This is a genomic window from Actinosynnema sp. NPDC023794, from assembly GCF_040639675.1.
GTDB classification, from domain to species: Bacteria; Actinomycetota; Actinomycetes; order Mycobacteriales; family Pseudonocardiaceae; genus Actinosynnema; species Actinosynnema luteola.
Window position 1 is genome coordinate 23,574 of the sequence record NZ_JBFAFR010000036.1, and the last position, 20,479, is coordinate 44,052.

Here is a 20,479-nt window from a genome sequence, read left to right on the forward strand (position 1 = left end):
CCCTTGTGGACGAGAAGCCCGGCCGGGGGATTCCCGGCCGGGCTTCTCGTTTCGCGAACGGTCTTCGGTCAGGCCGTGCGACGGCGGAACATCACCGTGCAGAACACGATGCCGGCGGCGGCGATGCCCACGCACCAGATGATCGCCAGCAGCGGGTTGTCACCCACCGGCGTGCCGAGCAGCAGGCCGCGGATGGTCTCGATGACCGGCGTCACCGGCTGGTACTCCGCGAACGGCTGCAACCAGCCCGGCATGGTGTGGATCGGCACGTACGCGCTGCTCGGGTAGGGCAGGAACACGACCACGAAGGTGAACGCGTTCGCGGCCTCGCTCGACCGGGCCAGCACGCCGACCGACGCCGCCAACCACGCCATCGCGAAGATGAACAGCGCGATGATGCCGACCGCGCTGAGGATGTCGAGCGCGGTCGCCTCGGACCGGAACCCGTAGAGCAGCGCGACGCCGACCACCGGCACGAGCGTGACGATCGTGCGGACCGTGCCGACCAGGACGTGACCGGCGATCACCGGCGCGCCGCTGATGTCCATCGACCGGAAGCGGTCCACGATGCCGCCGGTCATGTCGTTGTTGACGGTGACCGCGGTGGTGGCGGCGCCGAAGCCCGCGCAGGTCAGCAGGATGCCGGGGGTGAGGTAGAGGATGTAGTCGGTGCCGGTCTGGATGGCGCCCGCGAACAGCGACATGAACAGCACCATGATCGCGATCGGCAGGATCCAGGTGGTCAGCAGCGCGTCCAGGTCGCGCAGCGCGAGCCGGGTGGCCCGGCTGCTCATCGCGGGCCACTGGCCGAGGCGCGACGGCGGGGTGGCGGTGTCAGACACCGGAGATCTCCTTCTCGTGCTTGGCCTCGGCGTCGCCGTCGGCCTTCCCGGTCTGGTCCTCGGTCCGGGTCGCGGCACGCCCGGTGAGCGCGAGGAACACGTCGTCCAGCGTCGCGCTGTGCACCTCGAACTGCGTGACCGCGGTGCGGTCCGCGTCGATCTCGTCCAGCAGCGCCCGCATGTGCGCCGCCGTGCCGTCGGTCGCGATGCCGATCGTGCGGCGGGACTCCTCGCGGTGCACGGCGCGCTCACCGAGGAAGCCCAGGGCGGCGCGGAACGCGGCGTCGTCGACGAACGTGACGTCCAGCCGCTGCTCGGCCACCCGCTCCTTCAGCTCCGTCGGCGTGCCCTCGGCCACCACGCGCCCACCGTCGAGCAGTGCCACCTGGTCGGCCAGCTCGTCGGCCTCCTCCAGGTACTGCGTGGTGAGGAAGATCGTCACGCCGGCGGCGGTCAGACCGCTGATCACCTCCCACATCATGCGGCGGCTGCGCGGGTCCAGGCCCGTCGTCGGCTCGTCCAGGAACACGATGGACGGCTGGCCGACGAGGCCGGCCGCGAGGTCGAGCCTGCGGCGCATGCCACCGGAGTAGGTGCCCACGCGGCGGGCCCCGGCCTCCACGAGGTCGAACTGCTCCAGCAGCTCCTTGGCCCGCGCGCGGGAGCGGGCGCCGGACAGGCCCGACAGCTGCGCCATCATGCGCAGGTTCTCCTCGCCGGTCTGGCGCTGGTCCAGTGCGACCGACTGACCCGTCAGGCTGATGGCGCGGCGCACCTTGCGCTGGTCCTTCAGCAGGTCGTGGCCGGCCACCCGGGCCGTGCCGCCGTCGGGGCGCACGAGGGTCGACAGGATGCGGACCATCGTCGTCTTGCCCGCGCCGTTGGGGCCGAGGAGCGAGAAGATGCTGCCCCGGGCGACCTGGAGGTCGACGCCGGCGAGCACTTGGACCGACCCGTACGATTTCACCAGGCCGTTCGCCTCGATCGCGAAGTCATCGGCCATATCCGTGGTCCCCCTCGTTCGGTTGAGCGGTGCGACGTTCGTGGTGACTGATTGGATGATCATTGGCCGGGATGCACGGAAGCCGACCACCGGTGCCAGGACACGGTGTCGATCGCGGCGTCCACGTCGCGTCGGGCGCTTGATCTGCGGGGATTGTGCCATAGGGCGCAACCGTCGGCAGCTGTTTCCCGTGCTTCGCGCCCCCTATCGTTCGCAGTAGCCGCGCCGGGGCCATTGGGGTGAACACGAGCTTTCGCGCTTGCGCCGCACGGGTGTATTGCCGGGTAACAGTCACCGGGCGCGACGGGAGGTTTCGCCCGACAAGGGTTGAATTAGGGGGCCGCTAGGGGCCGTCCGTACGGGGCGGCGGTTCATACCGTCGGGAGTACCCGCCTCAGACATGAGCCCGCCTACCGAATTGGACCCTCAGCGATGTCCCACCATTTCCTGTTCGTCGGCATCCCCGACCGCGGTCACGTGTTCCCGAACCTCTCGGTCGTGGCCGAGCTGATTCGTCGCGGTCACCGGGTCACCTACGTCACCGGTGAGAGCATGGCAGAGGTCGTCAAGCCCTCCGGGGCCACGCTGCTCCCGTACGACTCGAAGTACGACAAGGTCGACATCCTCGACATCATCAACTCCGACGCGTCGTTCATGCCGCGCACGTTGGTCGAGGACAGCGGCGCGATGGTCCGGGCGGCGCTGGAGGGCCTGGCCGACGACGTGCCGGACATGGTCGTCGCCGACTCCGCCACGCCCCTCGCCTGGCGGATCCTGGGCCTGAAGTGGCAGCGGCCTGCCCTCCAGTCCGTCTCGGTGTTCGCCTCGAACGAGCACTTCTCCTACCTCCACGCGATGATGGAGGACGAGGACGGCGTGGTCAGCGAGGTGCCCGACGAGATGGGTGACGTCTTCGGCGCGATGGCCGAGGTCATCGCCTCGTTCGGGATCGAGACGCCGGTGTCGGAGTTCGTCCTGCCGGGCGAGGAGTTCAACCTCGTCTACCTGCCGCGGGCGTTCCAGTTCGCGGGGGAGACCTTCGAGGAGGAGCGCTTCGCGTTCGTCGGGCCGTCGATGGACGACCGGCCGTTCCTGGGCGAGTGGGAGCCGCCCGCCGGCGACCGGCCCGTCGTGCTGGTGTCCCTCGGCACGGTGTTCAACCAGATGCCGGAGTTCTTCCGGGTCGCCGCGGACGCGTTCGCGGCGGAGCCGTGGCACGTGGTCATGACCGTGGGCGACGGCATCGACCCGGAGGAGATCGGCCCGCTGCCCGCGAACGTCGAGATCCACCGCTGGCTGCCGCACCTGGAGGTGCTCGACCGCGCGAGCGTCTTCGTCACCCACGGCGGCCTCGGCAGCGTCATGGAGTCCCTCCACACGGGCACGCCGATGGTGATGATCCCGTTGACGCCGGTCGACCAGCCGACCGCGAAGCGGATCACGCAACTGGGCGTCGGCCGCATCCTGCCCTTCGGCACCATGACGGTGGAGGAGCTGCGGGACATGGTCGCCGAGGTGGCCCGCGACGAGGAGATCGCGGCGAACACCCGCGAGATGCAGCGGCACGTGCGCGAGTCGGGCGGCAGCAGGCTGGCGGCCGACGTGCTGGAGAAGCGCCTGGTCGACAACGGCTGATCCGGCGTTCGGCGCAACCTTCCCCCGCATCCGGCCCGGTATGCCATATTACTGACCTGGGCTGGCGGGGGGAGCTCATCGCCACCAACGGGCGGTGACGTTCAGGTCGGAGGCGACATGTTGGTGCGCAGGGACGGGGTGTTCGCCGGGTCCCGCAAGGGCATCCTGCGGACGTTGGGCTTCTTCTTCGCCAGCGCCGTCCCGCGCGTCGTCCAGTTCGGCCTGACGTTCACCGGGCTGGTGGTCGGGGCGATCACCACCCCGATCTGGATCGGCATACCCATCGTCGAGGGCACGCTGCGGATGACCGGCTGGTTCTGCCGGATCGAGCGGCAGTGGGTCGGCCGGATGCTCGACGTCGAGGTGCCGCCGGTGGCCCCCATCGAGTTCGACCCGGACGAGGACCGCGGCCTGATCCGCCGCGTGTTCCGGCGCATCACGGACTCGCGGACGTGGCGCGAGGTCGCCTACGTGGCGCTCGCGATGCCGCTGGGCGTGGCCGAGTTCGCCGTCGCCGCGATCGGCGTCGTCCTCGTGCCGGTCAGCATCTGGGCCGTGCCGTGGATCGGGTTCGCCCACGGCCTGGTCGCGCGCGGCGTGCTGGGCCCGACCAAGAAGTCCGAGCTGCAACGGCGGGCCGAACGCCTCCAGGCGTCGCGGGCGCGGGGCGTCGACGCCGCCGAGGCCGAGCGCCGCCGCATCGAGCGAGACCTGCACGACGGCGCCCAGCAGCGGCTGGTGTCGGTCGCGATGAGCCTGGGCCAGGCCAAGATGCGGCTGGCCCAGGACCCGGAGTCCGCGCGCGAGTTCATCGAGGAGGCGCACGTCGGCGCCAAGCTTGCCGTGTCGGAGCTGCGCGACCTGGCCCGCGGCATCTCGCCCGCCGTGCTGCGCGACCGGGGGCTCGACGCCGCGCTGTCCGCGCTCGCGGCGAAGTCGCCGATGGACGTGCGCATCGACACCAAGCTCACCCCGCGGCCACCGGCGGCGGTGGAGACGACGGCCTACTTCATCGTCGCCGAGTCGCTGACCAACGCGGCCAAGTACGCGGAGGCGACCGAGGTGACCGTGCGGGCGCGCCGCGACGGCGACGGCGTCACCGTGGAGGTCACCGACAACGGCGTCGGCGGCGCGAAGATCCGCCCGGGCGGCGGGCTCGCCGGGCTGGCCGACCGCGCGGCCACCATCGACGGCGTGATCACCGTGGAGAGCCCGGTCGGCGGCCCCACCGTCATCCGCGCTGAGCTGCCCTGTTCGTGGTGACGCGAAGCGCCGTGTGCCGCGGTGCTCGGCCGGTAGGGTGCCTCGCGTACCGGCATTGCTGTCAGGAGAGCGCATGCGTGTTGTGATCGTCGAGGACGCCGCTCTGCTCCGGGCGGGGGTGCAGCGCCTGCTGGCCGACGAGGGCATGGAGACGGTCGCCGCCGTGGACAACCCCGACGACTTCCTGCGCGCGGTCGAGGAGCACCGGCCGGACATGGCGATCGTCGACGTGCGGCTGCCGCCGACGTTCACCGACGAGGGGCTGCGCGCCGCGGTGGCGGCCCGCGAGATCGTCAAGGACCTGCCCGTCCTGGTGCTGTCCCAGTACGTCGAGGAGACCTACGCGGCCGAGCTGCTGGCCGGCGGCACGACCGGCATCGGCTACCTGCTCAAGGAGCGCGTGGCCGACGTGGCGGAGTTCCTCGACTCGGTGCGCCGGGTCGCGGCCGGCGGCACCGCGATCGACCCCGAGGTCATCTCGCAGCTCATCGCGCGGCGCAAGGTCGACCCGCTCGCCGCGTTGACGCACAGGGAGACGGAAGTACTCGGCCTAATGGCCCAAGGTCTGTCCAATCGGGCTATTGAACGGGACCTGCACGTCTCCTCGGGGGCGGTCGAGAAACATATCGGCAACATCTTCGCCAAACTCGGCCTCGATGTAACACCCGATGAGCACCGACGCGTGCGCGCCGTGCTCACGTATCTCGGTCACGCGTAGTAGGACCCCTTTTTGCGGATGTCCGCAAACACACCACACCTGATCCGTTTGTGGGTAGGCTCCACTCGGTCGCACCAGCGACCACCACGCACGGTGAAGGGTGTCGGGGCGCCGTCCTACCACGGCTACCCGGCCGTCTCGTATTGAAACGGATACCTCTCGCGCCGTGTTCAGGTCTTCGCTTTGAGTGATGTACCCGTGAGCTGGCTTGGGGGTCAGACGCATGGCGTTTGTTCAATACGAGGAAGCGTTCGATTTGCTGCAAGGTCGCCTCGCGGAAATCTCCGCGGGCTGTGGCCAACTGGTCGTGGTGCGCGGTGGGCCCGCGAGCGGCAAGACGAAACTTCTTCACGAATTCGCCGGGTTGGCGACGACCGGCGGTGCGACATTTCTCGGCGCAAGCGGGTCCCGTGACGAGACCGGCTTGCCGGCGGGTGTGCTCGACCAGTTGTTCCACAGCGCCGGCCTGCCGAGCGGCGTCGCCGAACGGGTGTGGGACCGGCTCGCCTCGTCCGCCGACGAGGCGCAGACCGCCCGGGAGATCTGCGCGATCATCCTGGACCTCGCCAAGGACCGGCCGCTGGTCATCGGGGTGGACGACGTCCAGTACGCCGACGCCCAGTCGCGCCGCCTCCTGCTGTACCTGCAGCGGCGGCTCGGCTGGGCGCGCATCCTGCTCGTGGTCACCGAGTGGGACCGGTCCCAGCCGACCGACCTGCTGTTCGGCTCCGAGATCACCCGCCGCCCGCACCACCGGCTCCACCTCGCCCGGTTGACCAAGCTCGGCGTCGCCGAACTGGTCGAGCGGTCCGTCGTGGACCCGGCCGAGGCGGGCAGGCTGGCGCCGGAGGTCCACCGGCTCAGCGGCGGCAACGCGATGCTGGTGCAGGCGCTGCTCGAGGACTACCTCAACAGCGGCGACGCCGAGCGGTGCGAGCCGGTCGTCGGCCCGGCGTTCCGGCACGCCGTGCTGTCGTGCCTGCACCGCTGGGACAACCAGACCCTGGACGTGGCCCGCGCCGTCGCGGTGCTGGGCGACCTCAGCCAGCCGACCGAGCTCTCGCTGCTGACCGGGGTGGACGGCAAGGACGTCGAGCAGGTCCTCGCCATCCTCACCGAGGCGGGGATCCTCACGGCGGGCCGGGTCCGGCACCCCGCGGTCCGGGACGCCGTCCTCGGCGGCATGTCGGCCTGCGAGCGCGCCACCGCGCACCTGGACGTCGCCGAGATGCTGCACCGCCGCGGCGCGTCCGCGATGGACGTCGCCGACCACATCATCTCGGCCGGCCGCGTCCCGGACGGCTGGGGCGTCGGCCTGCTGCGCGCCGCGGCCGAGCAGGCCCTGGCCACCGACCGCGTGCAGCTCGCCCTGCGCTGCCTCAAGCTCGCGTTCACCGCGTGCGCCGACGAGCAGACCCGGTTGACGATCACGGCCATGCTCGCGCGCGCGTCGTGGCGGTTGAACCCGTCGGCCGCCGCGCCCTACCTGCCCGCCCTGCGCACGGCGTTGCAGGAGGGCAAGCTGTCCGGCCGTGACGCCGTCGTCCTCATCCGCTGCGCGCTGTGGAACGGCGACGAGGAGGAGATCGCGGACATCCTCCGCGCGGCGCACGACAGCGCGGCGCTGTCCGAACCCCTGATCGAGGCCGAGCTGCGACTGACCCACCACCTGATCTACGGGTCGGGCCGCAACCACTTCCCCCCGTCCGACCGGCCCGCGGCGGGCGACCCGTGGTCGCAGGCGGTGGCCGCGGTCGAGACGGTGTGGACCGAGGGCGCCAACGACCCCGCGTCGGCGAGCGCCGAGCAGATCGTGCGCAGCTACTGCCTCGGTGACAACACGCTCGGCATCGTGTCGTCGGCGCTGCTCGCGCTCGCCTACGGCAACCGGCTCGACAAGGCCACCGAGTGGTGCGACTCGCTGGTGGACGAGGCGACCAGGCGCGGCGCGAGCACGTGGCTGGCGGTGTTCAGCAACATCAGGGCCGAGGTGGCGCTGCGCTGCGGCGACCTGGCGGCGGCCAAGGCGAACGCCGAGACCGCGTTGCGCGTCCTGCCGCCGCAGAACTGGGGCATGGTGGTCGGCTACCCGGTCTCCGTCCTGGTGAGCGCGCTGACCAGGACCGGCAGGCACCAGGAAGCCGCCGAGGTGCTGAACTCCGTCGTGGTGCCCGATTCGATGTTCTCCACCCTGGGCGGGCTGCGGTACCTCCAAGCGCGCGGGCACCACCTGCTCGCCACCGACCGGGCGCTCGCCGCGATCCGGGACTTCCGGGACGCGGGCGCGCAGGCGGAGAAGTGGGGCCTGGACGTGCCGGCGCTCGTGTCGTGGCGCAGCGACGTCGCGGAGGCGAGCCTCAAGCTCAAGCGGGTGTCCGAGGCGCGCGACCTGCTCAGCCAGCAGCTCGAACCCGGCCGGTGCGTGGACCTGCGCACCAAGGGCATCTCGCTGCGGCTGCTCGCCCTGGCCACCGAGCCCGCGCACCGCCCTGCCCTGCTCAAGCAGGCCATCAACGCCCTGCACACCTCGGGCGACCGGTACGAGTTGGCCAAGGCGCTCTCCGACCTGAGCGCGGTGCAGAAGCACCTGGGTGAGGTCGAGCTGTCGCGCCAGACCGCCAGCCGCGCGGAGCAGGTCGCCAAGGCCTGCCGCGGCGTCACGCCGACGGGGTCGGTGGCGGCCACGTCACGGCAGCGCACCGTGCCGCACCCGACGACGCCGGTCATGCACGCGCCGGACGCCCGGCCGGTCACCCTCACGCCTCGCGGTGACGAGGGCGCGCAGGTGCTGAGCAACGCCGAGCAGCGGGTCGCGATGCTCGCGGCGAGAGGGCACTCGAACCGCGAGATCGCCCGCATGCTCTACATCACGGTCAGCACGGTGGAACAACACCTGACCCGCGTGTACCGCAAGCTGAACGCCAACAACCGCGGCGACCTGGCCTCGGTCCTGACGGGCCAGGGCGTGTCGTAGCCGGCGGTCACGCCGATGTCGCCGACCGTTCCGTCAGCGGTGGCGTTCGTGAGGTCCCGGTGGGGCATGGCGTGCGCGCGGTGCCCCACCGCGGTGCCCCGCGCGGGCATCACGACCGGTCGACGTGGACCCGGTGGAAGCGGTCCGCCTCGGCCAGCAGGTCCGCGGTCCACCGGGTCAGGACGCGGTGGCCCGCCTCGGCCGAGGCCGTCGTCGGGTCGCCCAGCACGCCGTTCGCGGTGACGGGTCGCAGGCCTCGTTCGCGCAGCACGCCCATCAGTTGCGGCAACGGGCGGGTGTCGCCGCGTTCCAACCGGTCCAGCCGCACGGCTCCCGGGCGCACCGCGAGCATCACCGAGGTCTCGGTGTGCCCGGCGTGGCTGTCGCGCGGCGGACCCGTCGGCGACCAGACCGCCACCGCCCGCCCTTCCGCGACCGCCGCCGCCACCGCCCGGCTCAGCGGCACGGCGTTGCCACCGTGACCGGACACCAGCAGCACCCCGGCGAACACCTCGGCCGACCGCACCAGCTCCAGCACCAGCGACTCCACCACGTGGTGCCCGATCGACAGCGTGCCCGGGAACCCGGCGTGCTCCCCGCTCGACCCGTAGGGCACGGCGGGCGCCAGCACGGCCCACGGCCGGGCCGCGACCACCCGCTCGGCCAGGCACGCCGCCACCTCGGTGTCCACCGTGCAGGGCAGGTGAGGCCCGTGCTGCTCGGTCGAGCCGATCGGCACCACCAGCACGCTGCGGGCCGCCAGCTCGGCCACCTCGGGCCACGTGAGATCGCTGAGCGCCCTCACCGCGGCGGCAGCTTGCCGGGCCAGTCGACGAGTTCCGGCAGCAACGGCTGGACGGTCCGGTGCTTCACGCACCCCCACCACACCCCGCAGCCGTACGCCAGGTCGTCGACGACGCGGAGCCCCAGGAACCGCGCCGGGTCGAGCTCGACCTGGCTGTCCCGCCACTCCACGAGGTGCCGCGCGAGCGACGCGGCCAGCAGCCGCCGTCCCCGCTTCGACAACGCCATCAGCGGCATCGCCACCGGTCCGTACACCCTGGTGATCGCGTCGGCTGCCTGCGTGCCCGCGCCGAGGTGGCCCTGGATCGCGAGCCGCAGCGAGTCCACCTCGGGCACCTCGAACCGCTTCAGCTTGCGCGGCAACAGCGCCGCCGTGCCCAGCGCCACGCCCACGCCCGCCGCGGGCAGGCCCACCGCGGCCAACGCCCAGGCCAGCGCGCTCCACGGCGACATCTTCACCGGCGTCACGGCGGGACCGTGCCGAAGTCCCAACGGCGCCGCGCCCGTGCCGTAGTCGAACCGCTGGCGCAGCCACTTCTGCCAGGTCGACCGCGGCTCGTGCGCCACCGTGGACGCGGGTTCGTAGCGCACCAGGTGCCCGGCGGCCGCCATGCGCCACACCAGGTCCACGTCCTCGCCGAAGCGCAGGCTCTCGTCGAAGCCGCCCATCTCGCGCAGCACCGAGGCGCGCATGACGATCGCGGCGCTCGGCATGTAGCTGATCCGCGCGCCGGGGCGCACCGGCCCCGGCGCCGTGCCGAGGTCGAGCGGCGACCGGACGAGTTCGTACCGGGCCAGCGTCGAGTCACCGGGCACGCTGCGCACCCGCGGCGCGACCAGGGCCACCTCCGGGTCGGCGAAGTGCGGCAGCACGGCGTCCAGCCAACCGGGGTCCGGGTGGACGTCGGCGTCGAGGAACGCCACCAGCTCGGTGCGCACGAGTGCCGCACCGGCGTTGCGGGCCGCAGCCGGACCGCGCGCGACCGGGTGCCGCACCGCCGCGCCGGGCACCCTCCGCGCCGACCCGTCGTCGACGACGATCGAGGCCGCGACGCCGTCCACGGTGCGCAGCTCACCGGGCTGGTCGCGCACCGGTGTCACGGCGGTGACGTCCGCGGTCGTGAGGCCTACCTTGTAGACGGGGTGCACCATCCCCGCGCGCACCAGCCGCTGGGCCAACGACCGCCGGGCGGGGTCGTCGCCGACCGGCTCGCCGTCGAGCCACGACCGGACGACCTTCGCGCCGGCCGCCGACAGGCGCATCACCCGGTACGGCGACCCGCCGAGGACCACGCGACCACCGGCCAACACCCGGGTGCCCCCGTCGAGGCGAAGCCACAACTCGCTCATGCGGTAAACCCTCCATCGGCGTGCAGCACGGTTCCGGTGACGGCCGAGGACTGCGGGCCGCACAGCCAGCTCACCGCGGCGGCGACCTCGTCCGGGTCGAGCAGCCGCTCGACGAGCTGGTGAGCGGCGAACTCGGACACGTCCGCCAGCCCGTACAGCGCGGCGCTCGCGGTCAGCATGTCCGTCGTGGTCGAACCGGGGGAGACGGCGGTGGCCGTGACGCCCGTGCCGCGCAGGTCGGTCGCCAGCCCGCGGACCAGGCCGACCACGGCGTGCTTGGCGGCGTTGTACCCGGCGAGGTGCCACAACCCGCGGTGCGCCGCGGCGGAGGCGAGCGCGACGAAGCGTCCCGAGCGCGGGGCCGGCACGCGCAGCAGGGCGGGCACGGCGGCCCTGGCCAGGTTCAGCACGCCGCGCACCCCGCTGTCGAACAGGGCGTCCCACTGCTCGTCGGTGGTCTCCCACAGCGGTGTGCCGCCGACCATCACCGCCGCGCCGGCCACGGCCGCGTCGAGCCGGCCGAACTCCTGCTCCGCCAGCGCGACCGCTCCGTCCACACCGGACTGGTCGCGCACGTCCGCGACGACGTCGAGCACCTGACCCGGCCACCGCCCCGCCAGCTCCGCCAACTGCTCGCGCGTGCCCAACGGGTACGGCACGCCGGGCAGGTCGCCGGGGACGTCGACCGCGACGACCCGCCAACCCTGCTCGGCGAGTTGGCGGACGACGGCCGCTCCGATGCCGCGCGCGGCTCCGGTGACCACGGCCACGCGCGGTGTCACGGCAGGTACCCGTGCTCGCGCAGGAACGCCATCAGCTCGTCGGCCGCGGCCTGCGGCGTCCTGGGCGTGACGACGCGCGAGCGGACCTTCGGGCCGGTCGGCCCGGACAGCGCCAGGATGCGCTCGTGGTGCGACGCGGCGCTCGCCGCCGGGAGCACGCGGGGACGCGGTCGGTAGGCGCGCACGGCGGTGACCGTCACCCGGTTGTCCGCGCGAACACCGGGCGACACCACCGGGATCACGGCCTGCCGGGCGGCGAGCACCGCGGGCAACGCACCACGGCGCAGCCGCACCGCGCCGGGCTCCACCGAGCACACGGCGGGGAACCCGATCCGCAGCCGCTCGCGCCGGCCGCCGTCGAGCCGTCGCACGCCGTGCAGCTCACCGTCCCGAAGCCCCAGTTCGCACAGACCCAATGCCTGCCGCGCGCCGAGCAACCCGGCCAGGAACGCGGGGGTGGTCCCGGTGCCGCGGTCCGACGAACGGTCCCCGCACAGCACGACGTCCGGCACGCCGGGTCCGGCGCGCAGCCCGGCCAGCAGCGCCGCCGCGGTCCGGCTGCCGTCGTCGGTGTGGTCGTCGTCCGCCGGGTGGTCCACCCGCAGCACCTCGTCCACGCCGACTTCGAGGGCCAGTCGCAGCACGTCGTCCGCCTCGGGCGGACCGAGCGCCACCGCGACGCAGCGGGCGTCGGGCAGCGCGGAGGCCAGGCGCACGGCGTGTTCGAGCGCGCAGCGGTCGGCCTCGGAGAGCCCGCCGGTGCGCGGGTTGCGCCGGACCCGACCGGTGAGCGGGTCGACCGAGGCGTGGGTCGCGGTCCAGCGCAGGGCGGCGACGACGAGCACCGGCCTCACCCCTTCGTGAAGACGACGCCCTGGCCGCCGTCGGGATAGGTCCAGGTGATCGCACCCGGCTTGTCGCACAACAGGTAGCACGCGCCGCACTCGAAGCAGTGCTCGTAGTTGAAGAGGACGCCGCCGTCCGCCATGGGCACGAACAGGTCGGCGGGGCACGCGCTCACGCACACCTGGGACGTGCACGAGGCGCAGACCGAGTTGTCCACCGTGATGTGCGCCCGCTCGCCGACGTGGAACTCCACAGTGGACAGAACGTCGTCGAACGCCCGCTCGGCGTAGCTCATCCGAACCCCCGCATCCCGGTCACGGCGTCGCGCACCAGGTGGCGCAGCCGCACCCCGTTGTCCTTCGCGCTGCGCCGCAACAGCCCGCGCAGCCCCGGCTTGGGCCGGGGGTTGTCGACCTGGAACACCGACTGCGCCAGGTCGCACAGCAGCCCCGGGTACTGGCGCTGCACCCGGTCCGACATCACCAGACCCGGGATGTCGCGCAGCTTGCGGTGGTCGGCGAGCACGAACGAGCTCTCCAACGCCTTGCGGTACCCCGCCAGGCCGCGCTTAGAGGTGTCGCCCTCGTCCAGCGCCGCCACCGCGCTGCGCCCGGCCTGCGCGCCCGAGCCGAGGGCGAAGTTCACGCCCTCCAACCAGATCCCCGCCGCCAGGCACAACCCGGCCGCGTCGCCCGCGACCAGCAGCCCGTCGTCGGCCAGTCGGGGCAGGTGGCGGTAGCCGCCCTCGGGGATGAGGTGCGCCGAGTACTCGACCACCTCACCGCCCGCGACGAGCGGGGCGATCGCCGGGTGCCGCTTGAGGTCGGCGAGCAGGGCCTCCGGCCGGGTGCGCGCCGCGGCCAGGCCGGGCAGCGAGAGCACGACGCCGAGCGAGACCGACTCCCGCTGGGTGTAGAGGAAACCGCCGCCGGGCACGTCGCCCGTGCAGCCGAGCATCTCGATGTCCGCGCCTTCGTCGCCGCGCAGCGCGAACCGCTGGTCGATCACCTCGCGCGGCAGGGCGATGGTCTCCTTCACCCCGAGCACGGTGTGCTCCGCCTGCCGGGAGGCGTCGAACAGGCCGGCTTCCTTGGCCAGGAACGAGTTCACGCCGTCGCACGCGATCACGACCCCGGCGCGCAGGTCGCCGTCCGGGCGGTCCGTGCGGACGCCGGCGACCGCGCCGTCCGGCCCGCGCAGCAGCCCGGTCGCCACGGTGGAGGGCACGAGGACCGCGCCCGCCTCGACCGCGAGCCCGGCGAGCCACGGGTCCAGGTCGGCCCGGTGCACGGTCGCCCCGTTGTAGGGCGGTCGGCCCCAGTCCTGCGTGCGGAAGTCGACGGTGAGCGCGCGTCCCTCGGTCATGACCATGGTGGACCGGCGGGTGACCCAGCGCTCCACCGGCATGTGCTCCCACCAGTTCGGCACCAGGTCGTCCAGCACGCGGCCGTACACGACGCCGCCGTAGACGTTCTTCGAGCCGGGGAACGGGCCGCGCTCGACCAGGGCGACCGAGCGACCGGACCGGGCGACCTCCAGCGCCGCCGCCGATCCCGCCGGTCCGCCGCCGACCACCACCACGTCGAACTCGCTCATACGCCCAACCTCGCGGCCAACTCGGACAGCACCGCGGGCGCGTCGGCCACGATGCCGAGGTGCGCCATCGCGGTCATGGGGCAGGACGGGTCGGTGTTCACGCTCACCACGTGCGCCGGGTCGCCGAGCCCGCTGGTGTGCTGCACCGCGCCGGACACGCCGAACGCCACGTACAGCTCGGGGTTCACCACGACGCCGGTGGTGCCGATCTGCCGTTCGGCGTCCGCCCAGTCGGCATCGGTGACCGCCCTGGTGGCGCCCGTGGACGCGCCGAGCGCCGCGGCCACGCGTGCCATCACGGCGACGGTCCGCGCGTCGCCCAGCCCGACGCCGGCGCCGAAGATCCGGGGCGCCTCGGCCAGGTCGGCGGTGGCCGGGTCGGGCGCCAGCACCTCGACCGACGTCGCGTCCTCGGCGATGCGGTGGTCGGCTGCCGACTCGACCAGGTCGGGCGTGCCGCCGAACGCGTGGACGCCGCGCACGCCGGGCAGCAGCGTCGCGACGAACGGCCCCTCCACGGCGAGCTCGACGCTCACCCGACCGTCCCAGCGCACCACTTCCGCGCCGCCGTCCGACACCCGCACCGCGCCGGGCAGCAGCGGGCGGCCCAGTTCGGCGGCGAGCCGGGGCGCGAGGTCGCGGCCGTCCGGCGAGCCCGGCAGGATCACGCAGTGGTGCGCGGCCAGTGCGCGGGCGAGCCCACGCGCCCACCGGCCGGGCGCGAACGCCCCGGCTTCGACGAGCGTGCCCGAGACCAACGCGCAGAGCGCTTCGGCCGCTGCCCGCGTGCCGGTGCCGACGATCAACGCCACCCCACCGGCCTCGGCGACCGCCTCGTCCGCGCCCAAGGGCACCACCCCGTCACGCACGGGGACGACCGCGATGCGCTTGTCCACGGCTTCGCCGGCTTGTCGCGCCACCTCGGCCAGACCACCGACATCGGGCTCGACCGGATCTCCCGCGCTCGGGTTCGGGTCCACGGTTGTGGTGTTCACGGGGCCGTTCACAGGGCTGCCGCCGTCCGGTGGCCTTCGGCGACCGCCGAGTCCGCGCGCCGCGGCGTCAGGCAGTCACCCACCCGGTGCACCTCGAACGGCGCGTCCCGCAGTTCGTGCCACAGCCCGTCCTCCGGGTCCTGGTGCACCGCGCACACCACCCAGTCGTAGCGCTGCTGCACGGTCACCCCGGTGGTGTGCGTGTGCAGGTCGACCAGCACACCGCCGTCCTCCGCCTGCCACGCGCCGGTCACGACCTCGTCGGTCGACTGGGCGATCCCCTTGGCGTGCGCGCGGATCGTGAACATCTCCAGGTCCAGCGTGAGCCCGAGGTCCTGGCCGACCACCATGCCGGGCGTGCTGATCCGCACCGCGGCACGTCGGTCGGCCAGCAGCTCGGCCACCGAAGTCGCCTGGTGGAACCCCAGCTCGTCCACCACGAGCACGTCACCGAACGGCGCAGCCCGCCCCTCCAGGACATCCCGCACGTCCACCACCCGTTCCAGCTCGCCGGCCCACCACGGGCGCTTCGGCCTGGCGCCGGTGGCCAGCACGACCACGTCCGGGGCCTGCGCCCGCAACCACGCCGCGTCGACGCTCACGCCCGTCCGCAGCTCCACCCCGGACCGCACGCACTCCGCGAGCAGCCCGCGCACCAGCTCACCCAGCTCCACCCGGCTCGGCACGGTCGCCGCCAGCGCCACCTGACCACCCACCTGCGCGGCGCGCTCCAGCAGCGTCACGTCGTGCCCGCGCTGAGCGGCCGTCGCCGCGGCCTTCAACCCCGCCGGCCCGCCGCCGACCACGAGCACCCGCCTGCCACGTCGGCGCGGCGTCGGCAGCACGACGGTCTCCCGCCCGGCACGCGGGTTCACCACGCAGCCCAGCCAACGCCCCAACCCGACCCGGCCCACGCACTCCTGGTTGCACGACAGGCAGGCGTTGACGTCGCCGGCCCGCCCCGCCCGCGCCTTCGCGGCGAACTCCGGGTCCGCGATCTGCCCGCGCACCACGCCGACGAGGTCGCACTGCCCCTCCGCCAGCGCGCGCTCGGCCTGCGCCGGGTCCTTGATCCGGCCCGAGCCGACGACGGGCAGGCGGACGGCCTCGCGGATCGCGCTCGCGATGTGCAGCGCGTACCCCGGCGGGAACGCCATCGACGCCTCGATCATGAACAGGGTCGACGTCGCCACGCCGATCGAGGTGTTGAGGTAGTCCACCGCGCCGGTCGCCTCGACCATCCGCGCGACCTCGACGGCGTCCTCGATCCGCGTGCCGTTCTCGATCAGCTCGTCACCGCACAGCCGCACGCCCAGCGCCCGGTCCGGTCCGATCGCCTCCCGGACCGCCTCGATGATCTCCAGCAGGATGCGGGCCCGGTTGCGCGGCGAGCCGCCGTAGCCGTCGGTGCGCAGGTTCGTCACGGGCGACAGGAAGCCGCGCACGATCGAGGAGTGCGAGCACTGCAGCTCCACGCCGTCGAAGCCGCCTTCCACGCAGTGCGCGGCGACGGTGCGGTAGCCGGCCACCACCTCGGCGATCTCGCCGTGGTCCATCGCCTTGGGCACCTCGCGGAAGAGCGGGTCGGGCACCGCCGACGGCGCCCACACCGGCAGCCTCGAGTACATCGAGGACGCCTGGCCGCCGTTGTGGTTGAGCTGCGCGAAGATCGGCACGCCGTGCGCGTGCACCGCGTCGGTGATCCTGCGGTAGCCGGCGATCGCCTCGCGCCGGAAGCCGTGCACCAGCTTCTCGTACGGCCAGTCCGTGACGTGGGTCGAGTGCTCCTCGGTGATGATCAGGCCCGCGCCGCCGGCCGCACGTGCGGCGTAGTACTCCGCGTGCGCCTCGCTGGGCAGGCCGTGCCGCGCCTGGTTGGTCAGGTGCGCGGCGAACACGATCCGGTTGGGCACTACGACCGGGCCGAGCCGGACGGGGGAGAACAGGTAGCGGTAGCGGGACACGTCACACCCGCCCGAGCACGGGCGTCGGCCGCGTGACCCGCGTGGCCAAGGACAGGGCGGCGCGCCGACCTTCGAGGACGGCCTGGTGCGCCGTGCGCGGCGCGACGCAGTCGCCCGCCGAGGGCAGCCCGGACGGCGTCGGGTCGGGCAGCCGGTGCCCGCAGTGCACCACCACCGCGCAGTCCACAGTGGACTCCACGCCGGTGATGACGTGCACCAGCTCCGCGTGCCCGCCGAGCACCCGGCGCAGCTCCGCGCGCTTGTGCAACCGCACGCCGGCCACCTGCAACCGGGTGTTGGCCGCGGCCAGGTCACCGGTGATGGCGAGCTGGGTGCCGATCACCGGGTCCTGGGTGACGATGGCGGTGTCCCGACCGGCCGCCGCCAGCAGTTCCGCCGTGCCCGCACCGGTCCAGTCGCCGACGGGGTCCACCACCAGCACCGGCCCTGCGGGCAGGAGCTCGTCCACACCGGAGCCCGCGGCGAGTCCCGCGAGCAGGTCGCGCGTCTCGACCACGGGCCCGTCGGACGTGTACGCCCGCGGTCCGGCGACCGACCCGGTGGCGAGCAGCACGGGCACCGCGGGGTCGAGGTCGGCGAGGTCGACGCGGGTCCCGGTCTCGACCCGCACGCCGAGCCGCCGCACCTCCCGCTCCAGCCACCGCGCCAACCCCGCCAGCCGCGACCGTCCCGCCAGCTGCGCCGCGACCAACAGCGTCCCCCCGACTCGCTCCTCCTGCTCCACCAACCGCACCGAACACCCGCGCAACGCCAACACCCGCGCCGCCTCCAACCCGGCGGGCCCGCCACCCACCACCAGCACCTCGTCCGACACCGACACGGAACCCGTGCCCGCGCCGGAACCCGAACCCGGCCGAGGCAGGTCCACCGGCGGCTCGTCGCCCTCGTACCCACTGCTCGGCTCGCCCAGGCAGCTCACCCGCGGGTTGCGGCTGTCACGCACCCGGCAGAACTGGTTGCACAGCACGCAAGGCCGGATGCGTTCCGGCGTCCCCGCCCGCACCAGCGACACCAAGCGCGGCTCGGCGATCTGCGCCCGGGTCATCTCCACCAGGTCCGCCGTGCCGTCCTCGATCCCCGCACGCGCCGCACCCGGATCGACCACGCTGCCCTGCCACACGACGGCCGCACGCCCCGACACCGCCTCGCGGAGCGCCCGGCACAGCCCCGCGTTGAACCCGGGCTCGGTGTGCGAGTCGGGCCGCGTCGCGGACACGTTCATCGCCGACCCGCGCACCGGCACCACGTAGTCGACCACGTCAGCGAACCCGGCGAACGACGAGACCGCGTGTTCCGGGGTGATCCCCGCCCACGGCGCCAACTCGTCGCACGACAGCCGCAGCCCCAGCACCCGCCCGCCGCCCAACTCGGCCCGCACCGCCGCCAGCACCTCGACCAGCAGCGCCGTCCGGTCCTCGCCGTAGCGGTCACCGCGCTGGTTGGTCAGCCCGGAGAGGAACTGCCGCAGCACGGAGTACTGCCCGGCGTCGACCTCCACCCCGTCGAGGTCGCACGCCGCCGCCGAGGCCGCCGCCGCGGCGAACCCCGCCACGAGCGCCGCGATCTCGCGCTCCTCCATCTCGGCCGGCAGCTCGCGGCTCACCACGTCGGCCACCCGCGACGGCGCCCACAACGCCCGCTGCCCGTACGCCGAACTGCCCTGCGAACCCGCGTGACCCAACCCCGCCAGCACCAGCGCGCCGTGCGGACGGCACGCCGCGACCACCGCACGCCACCCGTCGGCGCACGAAGCCGCCAGCGGCGCGCGCTCGTAGGGCCAGTCCGAGTCGTGCACGCTCGCCGTCTCGGTGACGATCAGCCCGGCCCCGCCCGCGGCCCGCCGCTCGTAGTACGCGACGTGCCGCTCGGACAGCGCACGCCCGTCACCCAGGTTGGTCTCGTGCGGCCCGAACAGCACCCGGCTCGGCGCCGTCCTCCCGGCCAGCACGACCGGTCCGGTCAACGCGTTCATCGCGGCACTTCGAACCCGCTCAGCGGATTCGGGTCGCACGGGCGCAAGGCCGGCGCGGGCACGACGGCGGGCGGACCGAAGGTCAGCTGGAGCGGCACCGCCTTGCGGCGCGAGTGGTCGACGTCCGACCGTGGCGCCGCGCCGACCGTGGCCAGCGCCCGTTCGCCGTGCCCGCGCACGCACTCCGGGTCGGGCCCGTCCAACGGCAGGCCGGTGAAGAACTTCGCCGCCATGCACCCGCCCTGGCACGAGTCGAACGCCGAGCACGACGAGCACGCGCCGCCGTCGGAGGGCTCACGCAGCCGGGCGAACAGGTCGGACCCCCGCCACACCCCGGTGAAGCCACCCGGCTCGCGCACGTTGCCCGCCAGGAACTCCCGGTGGATCGCGAACGGGCACGCGTAGACGTCGCCCACCGGGTCGACCAGGCACACCACCCGGCCAGCGCCGCACAGGTTGAGCCCCGGCAACGGCGTCGAGCCCAGCGCGTTGAGGTGGAAGAACGAGTCGCCGGTGAGCACCCGGTCGCCGTTGGCCGACAGCCACTCGTACAGCCGCAGCTGCTGCTCGGCGGTCGGGTGCAGCTCGTCCCACACGTCGGCGCCGCGACCGGACGGGCGCAGCCGGGTGATCCGCAGCTGCGCGCCGTGCTCCTCGGCGATGGCCGCGAAGTCGTCCAGCTGGCCGACGTTCTGCCGGGTCATCACCACGCTGATCTTGAAGTCGCGGAAGCCCTCGTCGCGCAGGTTCGCCATCGCCCGCAACGCCGTCGCGTACGAGCCGGGACCGCGCACCACGTCGTTGACCTCCGCGGTCGCGCCGTCCAACGAGATCTGCACGTCGACGTAGTCGGACGCGGCCAGCGCGCGGGCACGGGCGCGGTCGATGCGCACGCCGTTGGTTGAGAACTTCACCCCCACCTGGTGGTCCACCGCGTAGTCGACCAGTTCCCAGAAGTCGGGGCGCACGGTCGGCTCGCCGCCGCCGATGTTGACGTAGAAGACCTGCATGCGCTGGAACTCGTCGATCAGCGCCCGGCACTCCTGGGTGCTCAGCTCCCGAGGGTCGCGCCTGCCCGACGACGACAGGCAGTGCACGCACGCCAGGTTGCAGGCGTAGGTCAACTCCCACGTCAGGCAGATCGGGGCGTCCAGACCCAGCTTGAAGTGCTCGGACAGCTTCATCGCGCGCCTTTCAGCGAGGTGGTGGGCCCGGCGGGCGCGGTTCGATCGTGCCCGCCTCGGCGAGCCGGGCGAGAGCCGCCAAGTACGTGCGGTGCTCCTCGGGTCCCACCTCCGCGGCCACGAGCGCGGCGGCGGCGGAGGGCTGGTGCTCCAGTGAGCGCACCACCTCGACCAGCTTGGTGGACTTGAGGAACGACAGCCGACGGGTGCCGAAGTGGTAGGCGAGCGCGCCGAACGGCTCAGGGCGCAACGCGAGCGCGGGCGAGCAGCGGTACGGCCGGTCCGGGTCGAATTCCATCCGGTCGACCTAGTAGACGCCGCACATGCCGTCGATCGACACGTCCTCGACGAGCAAGTCGGCTTCCACCAACGCGTTGTCGGCGTCGGTCTGCGGAATTGAGGTGTCCTGGGTGCCGCTCATGCCGTGCTCCTCGGATCGGCTGCTCAAACCGGTTCAGTGGACGACTGTAACCAGGGGTCGCAGGAGTGCCTAGCCCCTAGCCCCCTTACCCGGCAGGGGATTGCGGGCA

The 20,479-nt window shown here is 73.2% G+C and carries 18 protein-coding genes; 4 read left to right on the forward strand and 14 right to left on the reverse strand.

The window, feature by feature from the left end:
- Nucleotides 1–68: 68 nt before the first annotated feature.
- Together AB0H12_RS39305 and AB0H12_RS39310 are read right to left on the reverse strand one after the other, a co-directional pair.
- Entirely contained in the window at nucleotides 69–842 is a 774-nt protein-coding gene (locus AB0H12_RS39305) for an ABC transporter permease (protein ID WP_499630119.1), read from the reverse strand.
- Nucleotides 835–1,845 (reverse strand): ATP-binding cassette domain-containing protein, encoded by a 1,011-nt coding sequence (locus AB0H12_RS39310; RefSeq protein ID WP_499630121.1) that lies wholly within the window; start codon nucleotides 1,843–1,845, stop codon nucleotides 835–837. Before AB0H12_RS39310 ends, AB0H12_RS39305 begins: the two co-directional genes overlap by 8 nt.
- A 432-nt stretch (nucleotides 1,846–2,277) precedes the next feature.
- Between AB0H12_RS39310 and AB0H12_RS39315 the strand changes: the two genes are divergently transcribed.
- The 4 genes from AB0H12_RS39315 (at nucleotide 2,278) to AB0H12_RS39330 (ending at nucleotide 8,435) form a co-directional block, all read left to right on the forward strand.
- On the forward strand, nucleotides 2,278–3,480 hold the full coding sequence (locus AB0H12_RS39315; protein WP_499630123.1) for a macrolide family glycosyltransferase: 1,203 nt from the start codon (nucleotides 2,278–2,280) through the stop codon (nucleotides 3,478–3,480).
- A gap of 117 nt (nucleotides 3,481–3,597) precedes the next feature.
- A complete protein-coding gene (locus AB0H12_RS39320; protein ID WP_499630125.1) occupies nucleotides 3,598–4,743 on the forward strand; it encodes a sensor histidine kinase in 1,146 nt (381 codons plus the stop codon).
- A 73-nt stretch (nucleotides 4,744–4,816) separates the two neighbouring features.
- Nucleotides 4,817–5,461 carry a response regulator transcription factor gene (locus AB0H12_RS39325; RefSeq protein ID WP_230567585.1) on the forward strand — a complete coding sequence of 215 codons (645 nt, stop codon included), beginning with the start codon at nucleotides 4,817–4,819 and terminating at the stop codon, nucleotides 5,459–5,461.
- A gap of 223 nt (nucleotides 5,462–5,684) precedes the next feature.
- The gene (locus AB0H12_RS39330) at nucleotides 5,685–8,435 is read left to right on the forward strand and encodes a helix-turn-helix transcriptional regulator (protein WP_499630127.1); all 2,751 of its coding nucleotides are present in this window, start codon (nucleotides 5,685–5,687) and stop codon (nucleotides 8,433–8,435) included.
- 109 nt (nucleotides 8,436–8,544) lie between these two features.
- Here AB0H12_RS39330 and mftE read toward each other — a convergent pair whose 3' ends face one another.
- From mftE to mftA, 12 genes are read right to left on the reverse strand one after another with little or no spacing between them, the layout of a single operon-like run.
- Nucleotides 8,545–9,240 (reverse strand): mycofactocin biosynthesis peptidyl-dipeptidase MftE, encoded by a 696-nt coding sequence (gene mftE / locus AB0H12_RS39335; RefSeq protein WP_499630129.1) that lies wholly within the window; start codon nucleotides 9,238–9,240, stop codon nucleotides 8,545–8,547.
- Nucleotides 9,237–10,589, reverse strand: a complete 1,353-nt coding sequence (gene mftF / locus AB0H12_RS39340) for a mycofactocin biosynthesis glycosyltransferase MftF (RefSeq protein ID WP_499630131.1) — start codon at nucleotides 10,587–10,589, stop codon at nucleotides 9,237–9,239. The genes mftE and mftF overlap by 4 nt, the downstream gene beginning before the upstream one ends.
- Entirely contained in the window at nucleotides 10,586–11,371 is a 786-nt protein-coding gene (locus tag AB0H12_RS39345) for a mycofactocin-coupled SDR family oxidoreductase (RefSeq protein WP_499630133.1), read from the reverse strand. Before AB0H12_RS39345 ends, mftF begins: the two co-directional genes overlap by 4 nt.
- On the reverse strand, nucleotides 11,368–12,216 hold the full coding sequence (locus AB0H12_RS39350; protein WP_499630135.1) for a mycofactocin-associated electron transfer flavoprotein beta subunit: 849 nt from the start codon (nucleotides 12,214–12,216) through the stop codon (nucleotides 11,368–11,370). The genes AB0H12_RS39345 and AB0H12_RS39350 overlap by 4 nt, the downstream gene beginning before the upstream one ends.
- A 5-nt stretch (nucleotides 12,217–12,221) precedes the next feature.
- Nucleotides 12,222–12,512 (reverse strand): ferredoxin family protein, encoded by a 291-nt coding sequence (locus AB0H12_RS39355; RefSeq protein ID WP_499630136.1) that lies wholly within the window; start codon nucleotides 12,510–12,512, stop codon nucleotides 12,222–12,224.
- Nucleotides 12,509–13,813, reverse strand: coding sequence for an FAD-dependent oxidoreductase (locus tag AB0H12_RS39360; protein WP_499630137.1), 1,305 nt, complete (start codon nucleotides 13,811–13,813; stop codon nucleotides 12,509–12,511). Before AB0H12_RS39360 ends, AB0H12_RS39355 begins: the two co-directional genes overlap by 4 nt.
- Nucleotides 13,810–14,808 carry a mycofactocin-associated electron transfer flavoprotein alpha subunit gene (locus tag AB0H12_RS39365; RefSeq protein ID WP_499630139.1) on the reverse strand — a complete coding sequence of 333 codons (999 nt, stop codon included), beginning with the start codon at nucleotides 14,806–14,808 and terminating at the stop codon, nucleotides 13,810–13,812. The genes AB0H12_RS39360 and AB0H12_RS39365 overlap by 4 nt, the downstream gene beginning before the upstream one ends.
- A gap of 8 nt (nucleotides 14,809–14,816) precedes the next feature.
- A complete protein-coding gene (locus tag AB0H12_RS39370) occupies nucleotides 14,817–16,772 on the reverse strand; it encodes a mycofactocin system FadH/OYE family oxidoreductase 2 (RefSeq protein ID WP_499630141.1) in 1,956 nt (651 codons plus the stop codon).
- A gap of 1 nt (nucleotide 16,773) precedes the next feature.
- On the reverse strand, nucleotides 16,774–18,765 hold the full coding sequence (locus tag AB0H12_RS39375; protein WP_499630143.1) for a mycofactocin system FadH/OYE family oxidoreductase 1: 1,992 nt from the start codon (nucleotides 18,763–18,765) through the stop codon (nucleotides 16,774–16,776).
- Nucleotides 18,762–19,949 carry a mycofactocin radical SAM maturase gene (gene mftC / locus AB0H12_RS39380; RefSeq protein WP_499630145.1) on the reverse strand — a complete coding sequence of 396 codons (1,188 nt, stop codon included), beginning with the start codon at nucleotides 19,947–19,949 and terminating at the stop codon, nucleotides 18,762–18,764. Before mftC ends, AB0H12_RS39375 begins: the two co-directional genes overlap by 4 nt.
- Before the next feature lie 10 nt (nucleotides 19,950–19,959).
- Entirely contained in the window at nucleotides 19,960–20,247 is a 288-nt protein-coding gene (gene mftB / locus AB0H12_RS39385) for a mycofactocin biosynthesis chaperone MftB (protein ID WP_499630147.1), read from the reverse strand.
- 9 nt (nucleotides 20,248–20,256) lie between these two features.
- Nucleotides 20,257–20,370 (reverse strand): mycofactocin precursor MftA, encoded by a 114-nt coding sequence (gene mftA, locus AB0H12_RS39390; protein WP_499630148.1) that lies wholly within the window; start codon nucleotides 20,368–20,370, stop codon nucleotides 20,257–20,259.
- Nucleotides 20,371–20,479 lie beyond the last annotated feature (109 nt).

Excerpts from the sequence above, each read along its gene's own strand:
- AB0H12_RS39310 (WP_499630121.1), bottom strand. The coding sequence starts at position 1,845 with ATGGCCGATGACTTCGCGATCGAGGCGAACGGCCTGGTGAAATCGTAC.
- AB0H12_RS39315 (WP_499630123.1), top strand. The coding sequence starts at position 2,278 with ATGTCCCACCATTTCCTGTTCGTCGGCATCCCCGACCGCGGTCACGTG.
- AB0H12_RS39320 (WP_499630125.1), top strand. The coding sequence starts at position 3,598 with ATGTTGGTGCGCAGGGACGGGGTGTTCGCCGGGTCCCGCAAGGGCATC.
- AB0H12_RS39325 (WP_230567585.1), top strand. The coding sequence starts at position 4,817 with ATGCGTGTTGTGATCGTCGAGGACGCCGCTCTGCTCCGGGCGGGGGTG.
- AB0H12_RS39330 (WP_499630127.1), top strand. The coding sequence starts at position 5,685 with ATGGCGTTTGTTCAATACGAGGAAGCGTTCGATTTGCTGCAAGGTCGC.
- mftF (WP_499630131.1), bottom strand. The coding sequence starts at position 10,589 with ATGAGCGAGTTGTGGCTTCGCCTCGACGGGGGCACCCGGGTGTTGGCC.
- AB0H12_RS39355 (WP_499630136.1), bottom strand. The coding sequence starts at position 12,512 with ATGAGCTACGCCGAGCGGGCGTTCGACGACGTTCTGTCCACTGTGGAG.
- AB0H12_RS39360 (WP_499630137.1), bottom strand. The coding sequence starts at position 13,813 with ATGAGCGAGTTCGACGTGGTGGTGGTCGGCGGCGGACCGGCGGGATCG.
- AB0H12_RS39375 (WP_499630143.1), bottom strand. The coding sequence starts at position 18,765 with ATGAACGCGTTGACCGGACCGGTCGTGCTGGCCGGGAGGACGGCGCCG.
- mftC (WP_499630145.1), bottom strand. The coding sequence starts at position 19,949 with ATGAAGCTGTCCGAGCACTTCAAGCTGGGTCTGGACGCCCCGATCTGC.
- mftB (WP_499630147.1), bottom strand. The coding sequence starts at position 20,247 with ATGGAATTCGACCCGGACCGGCCGTACCGCTGCTCGCCCGCGCTCGCG.
- mftA (WP_499630148.1), bottom strand. The coding sequence starts at position 20,370 with ATGAGCGGCACCCAGGACACCTCAATTCCGCAGACCGACGCCGACAAC.